Here is a 17,755-nt window from a genome sequence, read left to right as displayed (position 1 = left end):
AAGATAACGCACATTAAATTGGCGCAGCCAATCAAAAGACGAGGAGATTATGGACTTAACACATTTTCTGAAAACCATGCGCGAACGGGACGGATCAGATTTATATTTGACCACCGGCGCACCCATTAACGTTAAAATCGAAGGCGTTTTAGAAGCCATGAGCAGTACCGGCTTACCACCGGGCATTGTCGAAAAAATTGCCTACTCGCTTATGAATGAGCGACAACAAAAAGAATTTGAAGAAACCTTAGAATGTAACCTGGCGGTCTCAATTAAAGGCGTTGGTCGCTATCGGGTGAACGTGTTTCGACAACGTGGTGAAGTCAGTATGGTGATTCGAACCATTAAAAGCGAAATACCTAAATTAGAAGACCTGAACATGCCGTCGCATTTGTATGACTTAATCATGGAAAAACGCGGTCTGATTTTAGTGGTTGGTGCCACCGGCTCGGGAAAATCCACCACCATGGCCTCTATGATTGATTACCGTAACAGTAACCAGACCGGCCATATTTTAACTGTCGAAGACCCCATTGAATATGTTCACCGACACAAAAAATCAGTGATAAACCAACGCGAAATTGGCATTGATACCTTAGGATATGAGCCGGCCTTGAGAAACGCCCTGCGCGAAGCCCCTGATTTAATTTTGATTGGTGAAATTAACAACGCCGAAACCATGGAAGCCGCGGTATCCTTTGCGGAAACCGGACATTTATGCATGGCCACACTACACGCCAACAACTCCGACCAAGCCATGGAACGGGTGCTGAACTTCTTCCCCAGCGAAATGCATAATAACGTCCTGATGAACCTCGCCCTTAACCTCAAAGCGGTTATCTCACAGCGTTTAGTCATCGACGTCAATGGTAAACGCCGACCTGCCTGCGAAGTGCTCTACAACACCCCGCAAATCCGAGAAATTATCCGCCGCGGCGAAATCAACGAACTCAAAAGCGCCATGGACAAATCCCTCGAAGATGGCATGCAAACCTTCGACCAGGCACTTTATAACATGTACAAAGAAGGCATCATCACCCTCGAAGAAGCCCTCGGCAACGCCGACTCCCGCCAAGGCCTCGAAGTCCGCATCAACCTCTCCAGCGAAGATGACTCCGGTACCGATGATTATTTTTGATGCTACTGTGCCACGTTAAAGCCTGTACGTAACTAGCCAATTTGCTCTGTATCCCACTGGATAATGCCATTAAATTCCTTTTTGGATTAGATAAACTTATCCTTCTCAAGGCGTTTTGGCCACAGACAAAACCCGGTCTTATCCCAGTACAACAGTTTGAGCTTGTCACGGCCTTTATTACAAAACACAAACAGTCCCGGGCTAAACACATCCATGTCCATATTATATTGGACAATTTGACTCAAGCCGTTAATGGCTTTACGGAAATCAACATAATATCGGTGCATAAAAACCGGTCCATCGGAAAAGTGAATCATAGCAAAACTTTGAGTAGTTGATGAGTATAATCAGGATCAGGCCAGAAATTTATTTCAATTTGGCCATGCCTCGTTTCCAATAATATCACCATTCGATAGACTGGTTTTTCAAACTTAACCTAAATAAAGTCATTATTGGTGGATGAACTAAACCCAAAGTCCTTTTGTCGTTTGGAAAAATACTTGGCACTAATGCTTTACTGTCGGCAAAATGCAGCGACTGTCAACCCTGATTTTGTGTGCATGAATAAGCTCAATCCACTGGTTTTTACTGCGATAGGTTTTGCTCATGGAGCTTCACTATGCTAAAAAAACAAAGCGTACATCAGCCTTTAGTGAAATGATAGAAGGGGTTTACTTGGCGCTTACGATTATTAGATGTTAAAATTGAAACCATTTTTTCACTTTAATTATCATGTATGCCGGTCAAAGTGATTTAATATAAATCCATTAATATCTTAATAATCCCAAAAATTTATTTATGAAACTATCCAGAAATTTTGCTAATATCATTAGATTTGTGCTTGATGAACTGATTCCACCAATCCTTAGAGACGCTAAATGGTTTATGTGGTTCCCTTTTAAATTAATGTTTGGGAATAAAAGTAATGTTTTCTTTGGGTTTAAAAAAGATTTCCATCAACTAACAGATCAACAAATTTCTGAAGTTTATAAAGAAACGGCCTCTGTACATATCTCAAGATTAACTGACTTAAACAGCAAAAGCATAAAAAAAATCATTGATAATGTTGAAGGTGAGAACATACTAGATGTTGCATGTGGTCGTGGATATTTAACCAACATTTTAAAAGATAATTATAATGTTACTGGGGCTGATTTTGTAAAGCATGATGACTTTGAATTTAATTCACCAAATACAAAATTTGTTGAAGCCTCAATAACAGATTTGCCATTTAAGGATAATAGCTTTGACACGGTTATATGCACCCATACACTTGAGCATGTCAAAGACATATCTACAGCTTTGAGTGAATTGAGGAGGGTTTGTAAATCTAATTTAATTATTATTGTTCCTAAACAGAGGGCTTACAGATACTCTTTTGATTTACATGTCCATTTTTTCCCATATTTGCACGATTTTCTAAATATCGCTTATCCTAAAAGAAAATTTAATAAAATTGATACAGAAATTTTGGACGGAGATATATATTATCAAGAGTCTGATTTGGAGTAAGTGAAATATGAGTATAAAAAAAAGGGAATTAGAAAAACTTTCATTGGTTATTCCATGTTTCAATGAAGAAAAGAATCTGAATGAACTGACCTCCCAATTGATAGGCTTAAATGATGGGAGGTTAGAAATCATTTTTGTTGATGATGGGTCTAAAGATTCGACGTGGAGTAGCATTTTGAAGCTACAAAATGATAATCCAGGCATAATAAAAGGAATTAAATTTTCTAAAAACTTTGGTAAAGAAGCTGCAATAGAAGCTGGACTCAAAGCCTGCACTGGAAATACAGCCATTACTTTGGATGCTGATTTAGAGCATCCTGTTGATACCATCCCTAAAATGATAGCTCTATGGAAAAACAATTTAGACATTTATATTGTTAATGCCGTAAAAGTAAATAGACAAAAAGAGTCTCTTTTAAAGAAAATGTTCATTTATTTTTACTTTAAAGTCTTTAGCTTTAGTACGGGTTTGGAATTAAAAAACCATACCGATTTTAAGTTGTTAGACAGGGTTGTTATCGATAAATACATTCACCTGCCAGAAAATAACAAATTTTATAGGGGGTTAATTAACTGGTTAGGCTTCAACGCAATTGATATTGATATTACTATCAATGATAAAGTAGATAATGAAAGTGGCTGGACAGTAATTCAACTGATTAAGTATGCAAAAAATTCAATTTTGAGTTTCTCGGATTTACCTCTAAAGTCTATTACCTGGTTGGGGTTGTTGTTATTTATTTTTAGTATAGGTTTATCTATAGACACAGTAGTTAAAGCAATGAACGGTACTTCTGCTGAGGGGTTTCCTACAGTGATATTATTAATATTGATTATTGGAAGTATAATTATATTTAGCTTGGGTATTTTAGGAGAGTATTTGTCAGAAATATTTAATGAAATTAAAGGTCGTCCCAAGTATGTAATCAGTGAAAATGTTGAAAATAATTCTGAAAATGATAGTTAATGTTTTATAGATAATTATAGAGGGTTAGGTTACGTCATATCAGGCAATAAAGTATGATTCATTATTTTTAAAAATAATGCCACATCAAGTAACATAATTTTAAAAAGACTGAGTAGAAGTATAATGAAGCCACCTGAAGAAGAAAATCATTTGAGGTATTTAAGCTATGTGTTGATGGGTGCAACATTGGTTGCAGTTGTCTATTTGCTTAATTATCAATACTATACGCTACAATTCCCCATGATTTCATTTTTTAATTCTGATGGGTTATACCTACCAGATCTTTCTCAGGATTTATTGAATAATGGGTTTGTAGAAATATTTTCTTGGAACTTTAGCCGTGCCCCTGGTTTAGTAGAACTGCTGTTTTTTTTACCAATAAACTATTTTTTTGAATCGTTCAAAAGTATTTCAATCTTTTTTACATTCAAAATAATAATCACATTTATTTTGATGTACAGGTTGTATTGTTTTAAGTATTCAAGAAATACTTCAGCAATATATTCTTCTATTTCAATTATGTTATTGGGGACAATTCTTCTACATGATGTAAGTTCGCCACATTTCATGGTTTTAATTCCAGCCCATCATTATTTTGATTTTTTGTTTACCCTTATATCTGGGGTTTTTGTTCTTTGTTATAAGAACATGAAACAATCCAATTTGATTTGGTTCTTTTTTGTATGTCTTATTGCTGGTATAAATGACCAGTTATATTATCTGCATTTTGTAATTCCAGCTTTGCTATATGTTTGCTTACAAACATTTTTATATAGAAAGAATTTGAAGAAGAATATTATTCTTGGTGTTGTTATCATTTTGGCGTCTTGTTTAGCATATTATTTTTCAAAATTGATATTGGACCCGCAAATTCATACTACAAAAGTTTCATTTGCCTTTGGTCTTACCCAAGTTATTGAAGATTTTAGTTTTCTATTTCGGCAAATAAGAATAACGATGAACAGTGTTACTTTGTTAGCAGTAGTTTGTTTTTATTCATATTGTTTTTACTCCATCATCATCAGAAATAATGATAGATCTTGGGCAATCCTTTTACTTTTATCTCTATTTGTAACACTGACTGTTCTTATGTTGAGTCCCTCTTCAGTTATGAATATAAGGTATTTTTTGCCTTACTTATATATTCCAGTACTCTTCATTTTTTATATGATTCCCGAATTTAAAAGTAAACGTTTCGAATGGTTTCTGACTATTATTCTTGTGGCAATAATAGCATTGAATTTAATTTCTTTGCGTCCTAAAGCCTTTGTATCAGAATACTATCCGGCTGCAGTAGAATGTGTAGATGACTTTGCTGAGGATGAAGGTGTTTATTCATTTATTACAGATTACTGGAAATCAAGAAGATTTACTTTTCTTTCTAAAAATAAGATTTCAGCAATACATTTCAATAAAAATTTCAAACAAAGAAACATTGTGACAAACAGAAACAGGATTGAGCCAAGTTTTTCCGCAGTTTTGGTTTATGGCAGTAAAAATCGTAGTAAAAGAGCTACTAAACTTAATGCTTCTGATGTTGAGAAAGTTTTGGGACCCCCTTTGAAAATGAAAACATGTGGGGAATTAGATATTATGCTCTACCCCAAAAATAGTATTAAATTTCATAAAAAAAGTAGAGGGCTTCTTTATGATTTTAATAATTAAATAATCAACTAAAATCTTTTCAGAAAATAGCCAGAATTTGGCTGTCTGAATATTTTGATTTTTTCATTTGAATCTCCTTAAAATTAATTACAAGAAAATTCTATTTTCAAAAGTCAGCTATTTTTCGGGGGGATTACCTAATAATTAAACCTTAGTCTCAATTTTATAAATAGATTTAATGATATCTCAAATGATTCAAGCTAATTATTTTTGTGGCAATGGCAGAAACGTATTTAAGTTTAAAGTACAATGTGCAATCTTTATTTTAATATAAGTTCATCATTTAGGTTCTGGAGTTTAAAGTTAGGAATTAAAAGTACATCTTTTCTTTAAATATAATTCTTTATTCTGTCATTTTTTAAATTTATTGATTAAAAAGTTTAAATAATTTTTCGTATTTTGTCTATGAGCCTAATTGAAGATATAAAAAACGGTTATAGCCGTAAAAAGCTTTGGAAAAGATTAGCTGTTCTTGAGCTTAAATCTCGTTATCAAGGTGCAGTTATTGGATCTTTCTGGATTGTGCTTACTCTTATGCTGAAAGTCTTTATGCTTTCATTGGTATATACCATGGTGCTTGACAGGGATTTTAAAGAATACGTTATGTTCTTGGCCATTGGTGTACTAACTTGGAATTTTATTTCAGCGATTATAGTAACCAGTGGTACTGTATTTAAAAAAGCCACTAACTTCTTGTTAGAAATGCGACTTCCGCACTCTACATTTGTGTTCCAAAATATTTACAGAGAAGTGCTTTCACTTATCATGTATCAGCTTTTCGCAATCCCATTGGTTATTATTTTAAAAGGATGGTCGTTTGTTAGTATTGTTTGGTTGTGGGCTTTATTTGGTTATGTGCTCATTGTTTTGAATGCATTCTTTATTAATTTTTGGTTAGGCTGGCTGGCTACGCGCTTTAGAGATATTCAACCGATGTTAAGCAGTGTTATTATGATTATATTTTTGGTGACACCGATTCTTTGGCCGCCTCCAGCGGAGTATGCCAATAGCCTTTATTTTCAATTAAACCCTTTTTATCATCTTTTAGAACTTATCCGAGCACCTATATTGCATAATGAAATACCTGTTCTTTCTTTTCAAGTTGGCATAGGTCTTTTGCTACTTAATATGGCTATATGCTTTGCTTTTTATAATAGAGTTAAAAACAGGTTGGTTTATTGGCTGTAGTTATGGCGTATATTACTTTAAAAGGTGTTGATTTTTCATATCGCTACTTTCCTTCGATTAGTGGTGGGTTATTGAAAAGTAATTCGGGCTTAAAAAGTCATCTTGTATTTGAAAATTTCAACTTAGAAATTAACGATGGTGATCGTGTTGCTTTGTTAGGCGTGAATGGTGCGGGTAAGTCAACTTTATTGAAAATTATGGCAGGTGTTTATACGCCTGAACAAGGACAAGTATCGACGGATGGTAAAATATATTCGTTTTTTGGTCGAAGTATTGGTGTCATGCCGCAATTATCAGGGCTGGAAAACCTAGAAATAAGAGGGTTATTACTGAATTTGCCGAGTACTTTTATTCAAGAAAAGATAGAAGAAATCATTGAATTTACAGAGTTAGGGGACGCTATTTATAGGCCGGTATCTACTTATTCAATGGGTATGAAAACCCGTTTAACTTTTGGGATGTTGATGTTTGTCGAAGCAGATATTATGCTGATTGACGAAGGTTTAGGCGCTGGAGATAAGTTTTTTTTGGAAAAAGCACAAAAATTCATTGAGGATTTATTGGACAGTTCTAAGATAATGGTTTTTGCGAACCATTCCATGGAGTTAGTTAAGAAGTTTTGCAACAAAGCAATTCTTATTGATGCAGGTGAAATTGTTCAGTTTGGAGATATTGAAGCTGTCATAAGTCGATATAATCATCTAAGACATATTGCTTTACAAGATAAGTAAGTTAATCAGTTAAAAAAATGCTTTTGTCCTTAATTTTAATTCAAATATTTTTAGCTAAATTTAAATAAATTCCTATGAAGAATTTTGCTCATAAAATACAGTCATATTTTAAGAAGTTGAGACCTACGCGTGCTAAACGGTCTTCAAATATAAATTCTTCATCAAAACATGCTTATTTTTTTACCCATGTTCCTAAAACCGGTGGTACTACCTTAATTGCCACATTAGATCGTTTTTTTCCTGTAGATAGAATATTTCCTCACCAGCTTTGGTGGGAAGTAGAAGATATTGAACAAGTTCGTAATCATAATTATAATTTTTTCAGGGGGCATTTTGGTGGTGGTGCTGCTGATTTGCTAACCGATAAAGAAATATTTTATTTTACGGTTTTAAGAAACCCAGTTAAACTAGCTTACTCGACTTATCAACATGTACTTAGAGATAAAAACACCCATGTTCATGACCTTGTAATTAGAGAAAATATGGATTTTGAGACATTTTTATCTCACCCTAAAACATTTCATTTAGCATCAAATAGAATTGTTCATAATTTTTGTTATGGTGAGAACAACAATATTGACAAACAAGGAACAGTTATCAATAACAACAGCTTTAAGGCGATTCGCAAACAGTTAAATCCTATTCACAATGGATTGACAGAAGAAGAATGTTTTGAAAAAGCCATCGATTTCATTAATAATTCTAAATGGTTTGGTATTTTAGAGCACTTTAATGAATCATTACATTTACTATGTTACACAATGGTCTGGCCACCTGTGGGTCAAACAGCAAAACTAAATAGAAATAAAAAAACCACCGAAATTTCTCAAGAAGCTAAAAAGCAAGCTGCTAAAATCAACAACCATGATTTTCAGTTGTATGAATATGCTTTAAAAATCTTCAAAAACAAATATCACAAAATGCTTACAGAGTTAGGATTTAGCACTGATAGCGATAATGACAATGTTTCTCATCTTATTGACCAATACTATCAAGATAATTACTTAAAAATACATGATGTGGGTTTGAAAAACGAGGTTTATTATACTGTTGCGGATGTTATATTAGGAAGTCAATGGCACCAACGAGAATGGTCTATAAATCATCAAAGTTATTTCTGCTGGTCTGGGCCTGGAAATCAGTCATCAATTGATTTTTGGGTGAAACCAAATAATTACGATATAAAAGTTAAGTTCATTAATACCGTCACCAAAGATTACATGGATAAATTAAAAATAAAAATTAATGATCAAGCTGTTGACTGGGAGAGCTATAACAAAAGCAGTTATCAAGAAATCAGAATTAACTGTCATAAACGGCTGGTTAAATCCAACGGCTTACTACGAATTCATTTTGAAGGGCCTACCGAGAAGTTAGCACCGAGTCTTTTACAATCAGAAGATGACAGAGAAGTGGGGCTTGCGCTCAGTGCCGTTACTATTAAAAAGGCTGTGTAAATTGTGTTTATCACGGCTCTAAACTAAACGCATGCATATAACCGACCTTCCTTTTTACTTTGCTCACATACCCAAAACCGGTGGCACCAGTTTTATTGCCTTATTAGACCATTATTTCGATGCCGATAAAATATGTCCACATCAGTTATGGTGGGATATTGACAGTGTAAAGGAAATTAAAAGTAAAAATTATCAGCTATTCAGAGGTCATTTTGGTGGTGCAGCGCAACTTTTATCTGCACAAGAACTTAATTATATAACCATCTTACGTGATCCAATTTCACTGGCTGCATCAACTTACCATTACTCAAAAAGAGACAAAAACACGAAACTGCACACTTTTATAGATAGTAATGATTTAAGCTTTGCAGATTTCATTGATCATCAAAGAACCAAGCATCTGGTACAAAATCGCATGGTGAGATCGCTGACTTTTGGCTTGGATAACCAGATGGATTTTGATGACATGACATTGACACCTGATTCTTACAGACAATTTAAAAAAACAATTAATAAAAGTAGGGTGAATTCAACAGCAGAAGAAAGGTTGTCGCGTTTAAAGCAATTTATCTTAAATTGCCATTGGTTTGGCATTCTTGAGCAGTATGATCAATCTATCGATTTACTATGTTATGTGATGGGTTGGCCACCGGTAACTAAAACCCAAAAACTCAATGTACATAATAAGCCACAAGTTATTCCGCCCCAGATAAAAGAGAAATTAAAAGCCTTAAACCATTATGATTGTCAATTATATCGCTTTGCCCGGCAGCAGTTTGAAAAAAACTATGCGCATATGTTAGCTAATTTATCACTGACTAAAGAAAGCAAAACAGAAGACATCAAAAAAGCCATAGATAAACGATATCAATCTATTCATGGCAGTAAAACCATCCTAAAACTAGATTATCATTACACACCTAAAGAGCCCATATTTGGTGATCAGTGGCATCGTCGTGAATGGAACCCAGAACTGAAAAAATATTTTTGTTGGTCCGGCCCGGGCCAAGTCAGTTTTATAGACCTTTGGACACAACAAAAGCGTTATTTGATCACAGTTAAACTGATTAACGCCATCAGTTCTTCACTCATCGAAAATCTAAATCTGCTGATTAACAACCAATCACCCGAATGGCATTATGACTCAATTGGTCGTGCATATGAGTTAACTATCCATTGTGACAAGCAAATGATCTCGAGTTCTGGTTTGTTGCGAATACAGTTTATTAACAGTGAATTAAAAGCGCATAAAAGTGCTTTTGAAGGTGACGACAATCGAATTGTTGGTTTTGCTTTAGAAAGTATTACCTTAAAATCCACTTAAATAAACACAAGAAGGGCAGAATTTGCCTAATCAAACAGTAGAACAGTCGTTTTACCAGGTGAAGCAACCCGAGGGGCTGATGACATGGATGTCATAAAGTACAACAATAGCTACCAATCTAACGCGATACACTTACAGCCCTTTAGGCGGTGGCTTCCGCGTCCTGCTCACGCCACATAACTAAATCACTTTAGGCGAGTGATCACAGTGAACAAAATCGTAGCTTGTAATTTTATTGTTGGTGAGCATACAAAAGCCAATCATTAACAGATTTTCACCGTGGGTCTCCGGATCGCCTACAGTGAAGTAGGTGTGCCACGATAAAATGGACTAGAAAGTGGCCGGTGTCCGAAGACGTCGCAATTTGAGACAATATATGCGATTAACAGGGATGTAGGGAATGCAGAGATTGCTGGAACACCAGCAAATGCACTATTTATGAGTAAGAATTGTCAATTGTACATACATCCAAAAATGTATGTTGCGGTGGGTTGTGTGGCTGTTTTTTTCATTGGCTTGTTGAGGTGGGGTTTGAGTGGTTTCTTGGGGTTGAGATTTGGTTATTGAGGATTTTTTGTTGGTTTTAGTGCAGTATGCGTGGTGTTTCTGCTTAGGTTTTTCTGTCTGAAAGCGTGTTGTATGAGGATTTATTGGTTTGGTTGCGAGTTTAATTCGTCAAAATGGCTTTTAAGTGACAATTTACGTCACTGTCCGGACTTTGATTTGCGTCAAGATTTAAAAAAGGGCAAAAATGTGAACCAGTCGACATTGAGATGGTATTTAAACTAAAAAAATCACAAGGCACTTGCGCAAAAAGGCAAAAGTGAATAATCTACACACCATGGACGATTTTTTAATTAATCACATTTGAGGTAAATAACATGAAAAAGAATCAACAAGGTTTTACATTAATCGAGCTGATGATCGTAATCGCGATTATCGCCATCTTAATGGCTTACGCATTACCTGCTTATAAAGATTACACCATTCGAACTAAAGTTGGTGAAGGTCTAACATTAGCCAGTGCCTCTAAGACTGCTGTCACTGAATATTATCAAAGTACAGGTAGTTGGCCGACTACTAATGCATTAGCAGGAGTGTCTTCAGCTAATGGTAACAATGTAGATAGTACTGCTGTTGGTGCTAATGGCGTAATAACAGTAGTTTATTCTGGAATTGATGAAGTTACTGATAACTTACTATTGGTTCCTACAGATGTTTCCGGCAGTATTCGATGGAATTGCTCTACATCTATTGCTTCAAAATATGTTCCTGCATCTTGCAGATGATTGTACATAAAAACATATAAATAAAAAAGCACCACTTAGTGGTGCTTTTTTATTTTAAGATCAGATAAAAAATCATGCATACCAATTTAAAACCAGCCATATATAGTTTACTTTTGATAATTATTGTTGGCATCATATACCTTCCAGGGTTGAGTGGTGGATTTATATTTGATGATTTTAATAATTTGCACCTATTATCAATCATGGATGGTCAGTTTAGTTTAGACAGACTACAAGAGTATTTAGCTGGACAGAAATCCGGTCCGGTTGGTAGGCCGATTTCATCATTGACTTTTTTATTGGATGGCATGGATTGGCCGGTTGCCAGTGTGAGATCCTTTAAAATTACTAATTTAATTATTCACCTGATAAACACCGTTTTACTGTTTGTTTTAATGGTGAAGTTATTTGGGCTATATGAGGAGAAAGCTAAATATAAATATTGGTTGGCATTTATTGCCTGTGCGATGTGGGCAGCACATCCCTTTTTTGTCTCAACTACTATGTATGTGGTACAACGGATGGCGATGTTACCGGCGACTTTTACGCTGATTGGGATGTTGCTCTACCTACAGGGTCGTTTAACTTTACATAAAAAACCTATTATATCAATAACCTTAATGGTTTTAGGGGTATGGGGCTGTACGCTGTTTGCTACTTTAAGTAAAGAAAATGGTGTGCTATTACTGTTATTAATTTGGTTGTTTGAGTATTTGATTTTACGAAATCAAATCAGTAAAACGTTATCAAAGCGAATATACTATATTCTCATTGTGCTACCGAGTATTTTACTTTTTCTCGCTTTAATATATAAATTTCCTCAACATACTTCATATTACGATGTACGATCTTTTGATCTCTATGAGCGATTATTGACACAAAGTAGGGTGTTATTTAAATATTTATATTATATATGGGTACCTGATTATTTAACTGAGGGCGTCTTTAATGATGGTGTGGTGGCTTCAAAAAGTTTATTCCAGCCGATAACAACTTTATTTTCAGTATTGGGTATTGGTTTAATTATTTCATTGGCATGGATTTATAGGAAAAAACAGCCTTTAATTAGTTTCACCATCCTGTTTTTTTTCATTGGTCACCTTCTTGAATCAACTTATTTACCCTTAGAGCTTTACTACGAGCATCGAAATTACTTACCTGCGATGTTTATGTTTGTACCTATAAGCCTTATTGTGCTGAATTTAAAAAATAGTCTAAAGCTATTTTATACAATACCGGTGTTATTGATTTTGTTTCTTATGTTTTTTACTTTTCTACGTACCAATATTTGGAGTAATAACTTTAATTTGCATTATGAGACAGCAATGAAGTTTCCGGAGTCTGCACGCGCAACAAATACCACAGCGAGTTTATTGGCTTGGGAAGGTGAATACGATAAAGCTCTTGAAATGCTTGAGTATGGAATACAAAACCATAATAAGCTTCAGTTAAGAATAAACAGAATTTCGTTACTTTGCGAGATTAATAAATTAAATCAATCGGATCTAGAGAAATTATATAGTGACATGAAAAAAATTAATTTTGTTAAAGATGATTTAACAGCTTTTCGTGACCTATTAAATAATTTAGTTAAAAAAGATTGTTATAAGGAATATGGCAAGCAATATGCTGAAAAGTACATGTCTGCATTTGTAAAGAATAAGTTATTTAGATTATCTTCTATTGCAAGAAAGTTCTATTACTATCAAAGTGCGACAGTAAATGCTCAACTATCTAAATATGAAGAATCTTTAGACTCATTTAAAAAAATAATTACTGAAGTCAAAAGTTTAAATAGTGACCCGGTTTTTGAATCAACAGCGCTACAGGCAATCGATTATTTGAAATATTACGATACAGAAAAAGGTATAGAATTGGGAACATATTATAAAAATTATTGTCAGGCAAATTTCAAAGACTGCACTATTAATTTCCTTAATCAAATAGATAAAAAAATCAACAATGCCAGAAAAAATATCCCTAATAATTCCAGCCAAGAATGAAGCTAAAAGTTTATTTGATCTGCTACCTCAGCTAAAAGGAGTTTTGCCTGAGGCTGAAATTATTGTCGTGAATGATGGCTCAACGGATAATACTCAGCAGATTTGTGAAGATGCTGGTGTCAAAGTTGTTAACCATCCTTACAGTCGAGGCAATGGTGCGGCCATTAAATCAGGCGCACGAACATCATCCGGCGACATCTTTATTTTTATGGATGCCGATGGCCAGCACCGTCCGGAAGATATTCAAGGCTTACTCAATCGTTATAACGAAGGCTATGATATGGTGGTCGGCGCGCGTGGTAGTGAGTCGCAGGCTTCAAAAGCCCGTTTATTCGGTAATGGCCTTTACAATCGAATCGCAAGTTATATGACCGGGCAAAAAATTATTGATTTAACTTCGGGCTTTCGGGTGGTTAATGCGAATAAATTTAAGCAGTTTCTTTATCTTTTACCCAATGGTTTCTCTTATCCTACGACCATTACCATGGCTTTTTTTCGTGCCGGTTACGGTGTGGCTTATGAGCCGATTGTGGCGCCGGAACGGATTGGCAAAAGCCATATCAATCTTCTGAAAGACGGTATACGGTTCTTTTTAATTATCTTTAAGATTGGGACTTTGTACTCACCGATGAAACTATTCTTTCCTGCGAGTTTGGTGTTCTTCTTAACGGGCCTTTTGTATTATATTTATACTTTTTTTACAGATGGGCGGTTTACCAATATGGGTGTTTTGCTGCTTTCCACATCAATTATGATATTTTTATTAGGACTTGTTTCGGAACAGATCACTGCATTGTTTTACCAGAAACGTAATTAAAATTTATTCTCAGAAATAAATTTTTGATGGTTTTTTAGCATGCTTTTTGATCTTTCTTTTATTCTTCTAGCTGGTATACCAGCATAAATCCCCCATGGTAGTGTGCTTTTAAGTACCAAGGACATGGCTCCAATAGCAGTTCCTTCTGCAATAGTAACCCCGGGTAGAATAGTTGATCTTGCTCCAATAATACTATGTGACTCTAAAATTACCGGCTCTTTTTTCTCATTTTTATATTTTGTTGGGATTAGAGAATTAGTCATTGTTTCGCCACTATAGTCATCGGATTGTGTGAAAATATATGTTCCATAGGCAAGAGTGCTAAAATCATTGAGGGTAATGCCAGGTGTTCCGCCTGCAAGAAGACAGTAAGGTGTAATGTGTACAAATTGACCAATAATTATTTTTCCTGAGAGCAAGCAAAAATCATCAACTCTACAATTGTCACTTAATATGATGTTTTCTGGATTATATATACTTGATTGCCTGCTTACTTGAACATTTTCACCAATAAATGAGAACCCCATTTCCAGCAATTCATTATTACTAAAATACGCCATATTATTTCTCGTAAAAAATTAAGCTCCATTGTTTTTTTAGTTTGAAGAATGAAAAGTATTCAGCCACTTTTATTGGATTGGAGTTTTTTAAATCTTCTTTTAGTTCAAATGTAAATTCGCTGTAAAAATCATACACCTTGATACCTATATCAGCAAACAATTTATATGAAGAAACGTTATTTTTTAAATAAACGTATTTCCCCATACCGAGTAAAGTTATTATGTTTCCCATTGCTTGTTGACGGTCATGTGCAAATATAGCTATATCAATTTTATTTAAGATCTTTAAATACTGATTAAAGGATATAAAACAAGTTAACGGAGTAAATTTGTCACCAAAAATCAATTTCCCACGTTGCATTACCTTTTCTGCATACTCTTTATTTCCGTATGATAGTGGAGCAATAATTTGTATGTCTTCCTCTTTAAAAGGTTCTAATTTCCTGAAAATTTCATCATGATTATTACTTGGATCAGCTGAGTTGCCAATTTGTATCGTTATTGATTGACCTTTTACATCTTGAATTGTTGGATGGTTTTTATAAAGGTTACTTGGATACATCAAGCATTCATGGTATTTAGCGTTTGTACCATACCACCTGTTTGCTAATTCATAGTCACCTTTGACATAAGTAACAATGTGTTTAATGTTCTTAAAAACTTTTTTTCTAAAGTACTCATATATATGATGATAAAAGTGCTTTTTCTTTAAAAGTTTAAAAAAATACAAATCCTTCCCCCAAATTACCCAATATACTTTTTTGGTAAGACTGGGAAATAAGAATAAATACAGCAATAACCAAGGTGAAGCTAAAGAATGTACAATAATTTGTTTGGATTTAAACATATCACTTAATAATCGTATGTGTTTAATGACAGAATAATATCGAGCGAAGGTAAATTTCATATCAAATTTTTTGTATTCTGGATTATATTTTCCGTAATGAAAAAGCTGATGCTGTTTTAGGTCAAAGTCATTATCCTGGAGAAATTGAAAAAAAGGTTTTGAGAATTTTTCTTCAAAATTAAATATATGTAAAATTTTAGGCATGGTCGAGAGTTTCTTGTCTTTTACTAAGATATTTCCCAATTAAGAATAGAATTAAGTCACTGATGATGCTTATTAAACGAAAAAGGACTATAGCCTGTAATGCGATAATCTGCCCAATAAATGGAGTGAGTAGTAAAGTAAATACATATTCTCGAATGCCGATGCCACCCGGTGCGCCTGGTATGACAAAACCTAATAAAAATGAGAAAGAAAAAGCAGAGGTTAATAACCAAAAAGGAAGCATTTCAAGTGGTGTTATCAAATAGAATATAGCATAAATACTTAACCCTCCAAGTATTGTCATAATAACGAATAATGTCAGTAATTTAAATAATATTAAATAATTAGTTCTTAAAGTAACTAATTTGAACTTAAGCTTTTTGTTAGCCCAATAAAGAACAGGCAAACTCAAAGTAATGATTATTAATGCGATATAGGTTTCTTGTTTGCCCACCCATTCATTAATATTTGCGTATAATAAATAAAAGGAACCAACTAAAGTAGAAGCGAAAACAAGCATAATGTTTTCAATCAAAAATGAATATATAACATCAGCTTTTTTTATGTACTTGGCTGAAAGATAATAGCGCCCAACATAATGACCTACATTTCCAGGAAGGTATTTGGCAATTTGAGATACAGCCAGAATTGTAAATGCCTCAGATATACCGAAGTCTGGATAATTTTCTTTTAATTGGGTAAGCCAAGCAAACGACATAATTAAAAAGCCCGTCAACCCCAGTAATATTATAATGATTACAGTAACGTAGCTGTACCAGTAGAGAGGTAGGTCTGCAAGTTGGTGGTAGTTTTCTATAAATATTTGAATTAAAAATATAATTGAAACTATAGCTAATGCATGGCCTATAAACTTTATAATTTTACTCATGCATTATTAGCTTTCTTAAAGTATGAATAGATGGCTTGAGTAACGTCTTCTACTTCTTTTGTAGTGATTCCATAATAAAGAGGTAGGCGAAGTAAACGTTCACTTTCCAAGGTTGTGAAAATATCTTTATCATGAAATTGGCCATATTCTATTCCTGCTTTAGCAGAGTGTAGTGGCACATAATGAAAAACAGAAAGTATGCCCTGATCTTTTAAATGAGTTATTAAGTTTGATCGTTCTTTCAGGTTTTCAACTTTAATGTAGTACATATGAGCGTTGTGTTCACATGATTCAGGTATCGTAGGTTGAATAATTTGATTTTTATCAGCTAAAGGTTTAAGCAACTTATGATATAAAAGCCAGGTTTTCATGCGATTGTTTCTTATGATTTGTATATCTCGAATTTGCGACCAAAGATATGCAGCACTGATGTCATTCATTAAATAACTGCTGCCTATATCAACCCATGAATACTTATCCACCATTCCTCTAAAAAACTGACTTCGATTGGTTCCTTTTTCTCGAATAATTTCAGCTCGTTCAAAATACTTTGAATCATTAATAATCAATAACCCACCTTCACCGGCACTTGTGTAGTTTTTAGTTTCATGAAAACTATACGTGCCTATGTGACCGATTGTGCCTAAAGCTTTGCCTTTATAAGTACTGGTCATGCCTTGGGCTGCATCTTCAATTACAGTTAGATTATATTTTTCAGCTAAAGACATGATGACATCCATTTCACAAGCAACACCCGCATAATGAATAGGTACGATTGCTTTTGTTCTCTCGGTAATTGCAGCTTCAATGAGTGTTTCATTTATATTCATGGTATCGGGTCTGATATCCACAAATACAATGTGAGCGCCCCTGAGTGCAAAGGCATTGGCCGTAGAGACAAAAGTGTATGAAGGCATGATAACTTCATCACCTGGCTTCAGATCTAACAATATGGCTGAGCATTCTAAAGAATGGGTGCAAGAGGAGGTTAATAAAGCTTTTTTGCACGGTAAGTTTTCTTCAAACCAAGTTTGACATCTCTTAGTAAAGTTCCCATCACCAGAAATGTGCCCACTATTAATGGCCTCAGTCACATATTTTATTTCATTACCTGTTTTAGGAGGCTTGTTAAAAGGTATTATTATCATTTACATATAGGCTAAT

At 34.4% G+C, this 17,755-nt stretch carries 16 protein-coding genes; 11 read left to right on the top strand and 5 right to left on the bottom strand.

Going from position 1 to position 17,755, the window contains the following annotated elements; translation table 11 throughout:
- The first annotated feature begins 49 nt into the window (after positions 1–49).
- Positions 50–1,138, top strand: a complete 1,089-nt coding sequence (locus OS173_RS03960; RefSeq protein ID WP_267182981.1) for a PilT/PilU family type 4a pilus ATPase — start codon at positions 50–52, stop codon at positions 1,136–1,138.
- Positions 1,139–1,224: 86 nt separating this feature from the next.
- On the opposite strand, the gene tnpB is transcribed toward OS173_RS03960, so the two are convergent.
- Complete coding sequence (tnpB, locus tag OS173_RS03955; RefSeq protein ID WP_267182980.1) at positions 1,225–1,455, bottom strand: IS66 family insertion sequence element accessory protein TnpB; 231 nt, start codon at positions 1,453–1,455, stop codon at positions 1,225–1,227.
- 481 nt (positions 1,456–1,936) lie between these two features.
- Here tnpB and OS173_RS03950 point away from each other — a divergent pair, with 481 nt between their 5' ends.
- The 10 genes from OS173_RS03950 to OS173_RS03905 all read left to right on the top strand — a co-directional run bounded on the left by OS173_RS03950 (position 1,937) and on the right by OS173_RS03905 (position 14,091).
- Positions 1,937–2,650: a class I SAM-dependent methyltransferase gene (locus OS173_RS03950; RefSeq protein WP_267182979.1), complete on the top strand. Its 714-nt coding sequence runs from the start codon at positions 1,937–1,939 to the stop codon at positions 2,648–2,650.
- A 7-nt stretch (positions 2,651–2,657) separates the two neighbouring features.
- Positions 2,658–3,617, top strand: a complete 960-nt coding sequence (locus OS173_RS03945; RefSeq protein WP_267182978.1) for a glycosyltransferase family 2 protein — start codon at positions 2,658–2,660, stop codon at positions 3,615–3,617.
- 123 nt (positions 3,618–3,740) lie between these two features.
- Complete coding sequence (locus OS173_RS03940; RefSeq protein ID WP_267182977.1) at positions 3,741–5,282, top strand: hypothetical protein; 1,542 nt, start codon at positions 3,741–3,743, stop codon at positions 5,280–5,282.
- 405 nt (positions 5,283–5,687) lie between these two features.
- Positions 5,688–6,470, top strand: a complete 783-nt coding sequence (locus OS173_RS03935; RefSeq protein ID WP_267182976.1) for an ABC transporter permease — start codon at positions 5,688–5,690, stop codon at positions 6,468–6,470.
- A gap of 2 nt (positions 6,471–6,472) precedes the next feature.
- Positions 6,473–7,201, top strand: a complete 729-nt coding sequence (locus tag OS173_RS03930) for an ABC transporter ATP-binding protein (protein ID WP_267182975.1) — start codon at positions 6,473–6,475, stop codon at positions 7,199–7,201.
- Between the two features lie 74 nt (positions 7,202–7,275).
- A complete protein-coding gene (locus tag OS173_RS03925) occupies positions 7,276–8,658 on the top strand; it encodes a sulfotransferase family protein (protein WP_267182974.1) in 1,383 nt (460 codons plus the stop codon).
- 31 nt (positions 8,659–8,689) lie between these two features.
- Entirely contained in the window at positions 8,690–9,982 is a 1,293-nt protein-coding gene (locus OS173_RS03920) for a sulfotransferase family 2 domain-containing protein (RefSeq protein ID WP_267182973.1), read from the top strand.
- An 881-nt stretch (positions 9,983–10,863) separates the two neighbouring features.
- Positions 10,864–11,271, top strand: coding sequence for a pilin (locus OS173_RS03915; RefSeq protein ID WP_267182972.1), 408 nt, complete (start codon positions 10,864–10,866; stop codon positions 11,269–11,271).
- A 74-nt stretch (positions 11,272–11,345) separates the two neighbouring features.
- Positions 11,346–13,274 (top strand): hypothetical protein, encoded by a 1,929-nt coding sequence (locus tag OS173_RS03910; RefSeq protein WP_267182971.1) that lies wholly within the window; start codon positions 11,346–11,348, stop codon positions 13,272–13,274.
- Complete coding sequence (locus OS173_RS03905) at positions 13,234–14,091, top strand: glycosyltransferase family 2 protein (protein WP_267182970.1); 858 nt, start codon at positions 13,234–13,236, stop codon at positions 14,089–14,091. Before OS173_RS03910 ends, OS173_RS03905 begins: the two co-directional genes overlap by 41 nt.
- Here the strand turns inward: OS173_RS03905 and OS173_RS03900 are convergent.
- From OS173_RS03900 to rffA, 4 genes are read right to left on the bottom strand one after another with little or no spacing between them, the layout of a single operon-like run.
- On the bottom strand, positions 14,088–14,651 hold the full coding sequence (locus OS173_RS03900; protein ID WP_267182969.1) for an acyltransferase: 564 nt from the start codon (positions 14,649–14,651) through the stop codon (positions 14,088–14,090). The two genes, OS173_RS03905 and OS173_RS03900, sit on opposite strands and share 4 nt — an antisense overlap.
- 1 nt (position 14,652) lies before the next feature.
- Positions 14,653–15,702, bottom strand: coding sequence for a TDP-N-acetylfucosamine:lipid II N-acetylfucosaminyltransferase (locus OS173_RS03895; RefSeq protein WP_267182968.1), 1,050 nt, complete (start codon positions 15,700–15,702; stop codon positions 14,653–14,655).
- Complete coding sequence (locus tag OS173_RS03890; protein ID WP_267182967.1) at positions 15,695–16,591, bottom strand: hypothetical protein; 897 nt, start codon at positions 16,589–16,591, stop codon at positions 15,695–15,697. Before OS173_RS03890 ends, OS173_RS03895 begins: the two co-directional genes overlap by 8 nt.
- On the bottom strand, positions 16,588–17,739 hold the full coding sequence (gene rffA, locus OS173_RS03885) for a dTDP-4-amino-4,6-dideoxygalactose transaminase (protein ID WP_267182966.1): 1,152 nt from the start codon (positions 17,737–17,739) through the stop codon (positions 16,588–16,590). Before rffA ends, OS173_RS03890 begins: the two co-directional genes overlap by 4 nt.
- Positions 17,740–17,755: the final 16 nt, after the last annotated feature.

The organism is Marinicella gelatinilytica (assembly GCF_026410405.1).
Taxonomy (GTDB): Bacteria; Pseudomonadota; Gammaproteobacteria; order Xanthomonadales; family Marinicellaceae; genus Marinicella; species Marinicella gelatinilytica.
This window is presented reverse-complemented; position numbering and strand designations above follow the sequence as displayed.

Bases quoted from the DNA above. Each gene is read 5' to 3' on its own strand.
- OS173_RS03960 (WP_267182981.1), top strand. From the start codon at position 50: ATGGACTTAACACATTTTCTGAAAACCATGCGCGAACGGGACGGATCA.
- tnpB (WP_267182980.1), bottom strand. From the start codon at position 1,455: ATGATTCACTTTTCCGATGGACCGGTTTTTATGCACCGATATTATGTT.
- OS173_RS03950 (WP_267182979.1), top strand. From the start codon at position 1,937: ATGAAACTATCCAGAAATTTTGCTAATATCATTAGATTTGTGCTTGAT.
- OS173_RS03945 (WP_267182978.1), top strand. From the start codon at position 2,658: ATGAGTATAAAAAAAAGGGAATTAGAAAAACTTTCATTGGTTATTCCA.
- OS173_RS03940 (WP_267182977.1), top strand. From the start codon at position 3,741: ATGAAGCCACCTGAAGAAGAAAATCATTTGAGGTATTTAAGCTATGTG.
- OS173_RS03935 (WP_267182976.1), top strand. From the start codon at position 5,688: ATGAGCCTAATTGAAGATATAAAAAACGGTTATAGCCGTAAAAAGCTT.
- OS173_RS03930 (WP_267182975.1), top strand. From the start codon at position 6,473: ATGGCGTATATTACTTTAAAAGGTGTTGATTTTTCATATCGCTACTTT.
- OS173_RS03925 (WP_267182974.1), top strand. From the start codon at position 7,276: ATGAAGAATTTTGCTCATAAAATACAGTCATATTTTAAGAAGTTGAGA.
- OS173_RS03920 (WP_267182973.1), top strand. From the start codon at position 8,690: ATGCATATAACCGACCTTCCTTTTTACTTTGCTCACATACCCAAAACC.
- OS173_RS03915 (WP_267182972.1), top strand. From the start codon at position 10,864: ATGAAAAAGAATCAACAAGGTTTTACATTAATCGAGCTGATGATCGTA.
- OS173_RS03910 (WP_267182971.1), top strand. From the start codon at position 11,346: ATGCATACCAATTTAAAACCAGCCATATATAGTTTACTTTTGATAATT.
- OS173_RS03905 (WP_267182970.1), top strand. From the start codon at position 13,234: ATGCCAGAAAAAATATCCCTAATAATTCCAGCCAAGAATGAAGCTAAA.
- OS173_RS03900 (WP_267182969.1), bottom strand. From the start codon at position 14,651: ATGGCGTATTTTAGTAATAATGAATTGCTGGAAATGGGGTTCTCATTT.
- OS173_RS03895 (WP_267182968.1), bottom strand. From the start codon at position 15,702: ATGCCTAAAATTTTACATATATTTAATTTTGAAGAAAAATTCTCAAAA.
- OS173_RS03890 (WP_267182967.1), bottom strand. From the start codon at position 16,591: ATGAGTAAAATTATAAAGTTTATAGGCCATGCATTAGCTATAGTTTCA.
- rffA (WP_267182966.1), bottom strand. From the start codon at position 17,739: ATGATAATAATACCTTTTAACAAGCCTCCTAAAACAGGTAATGAAATA.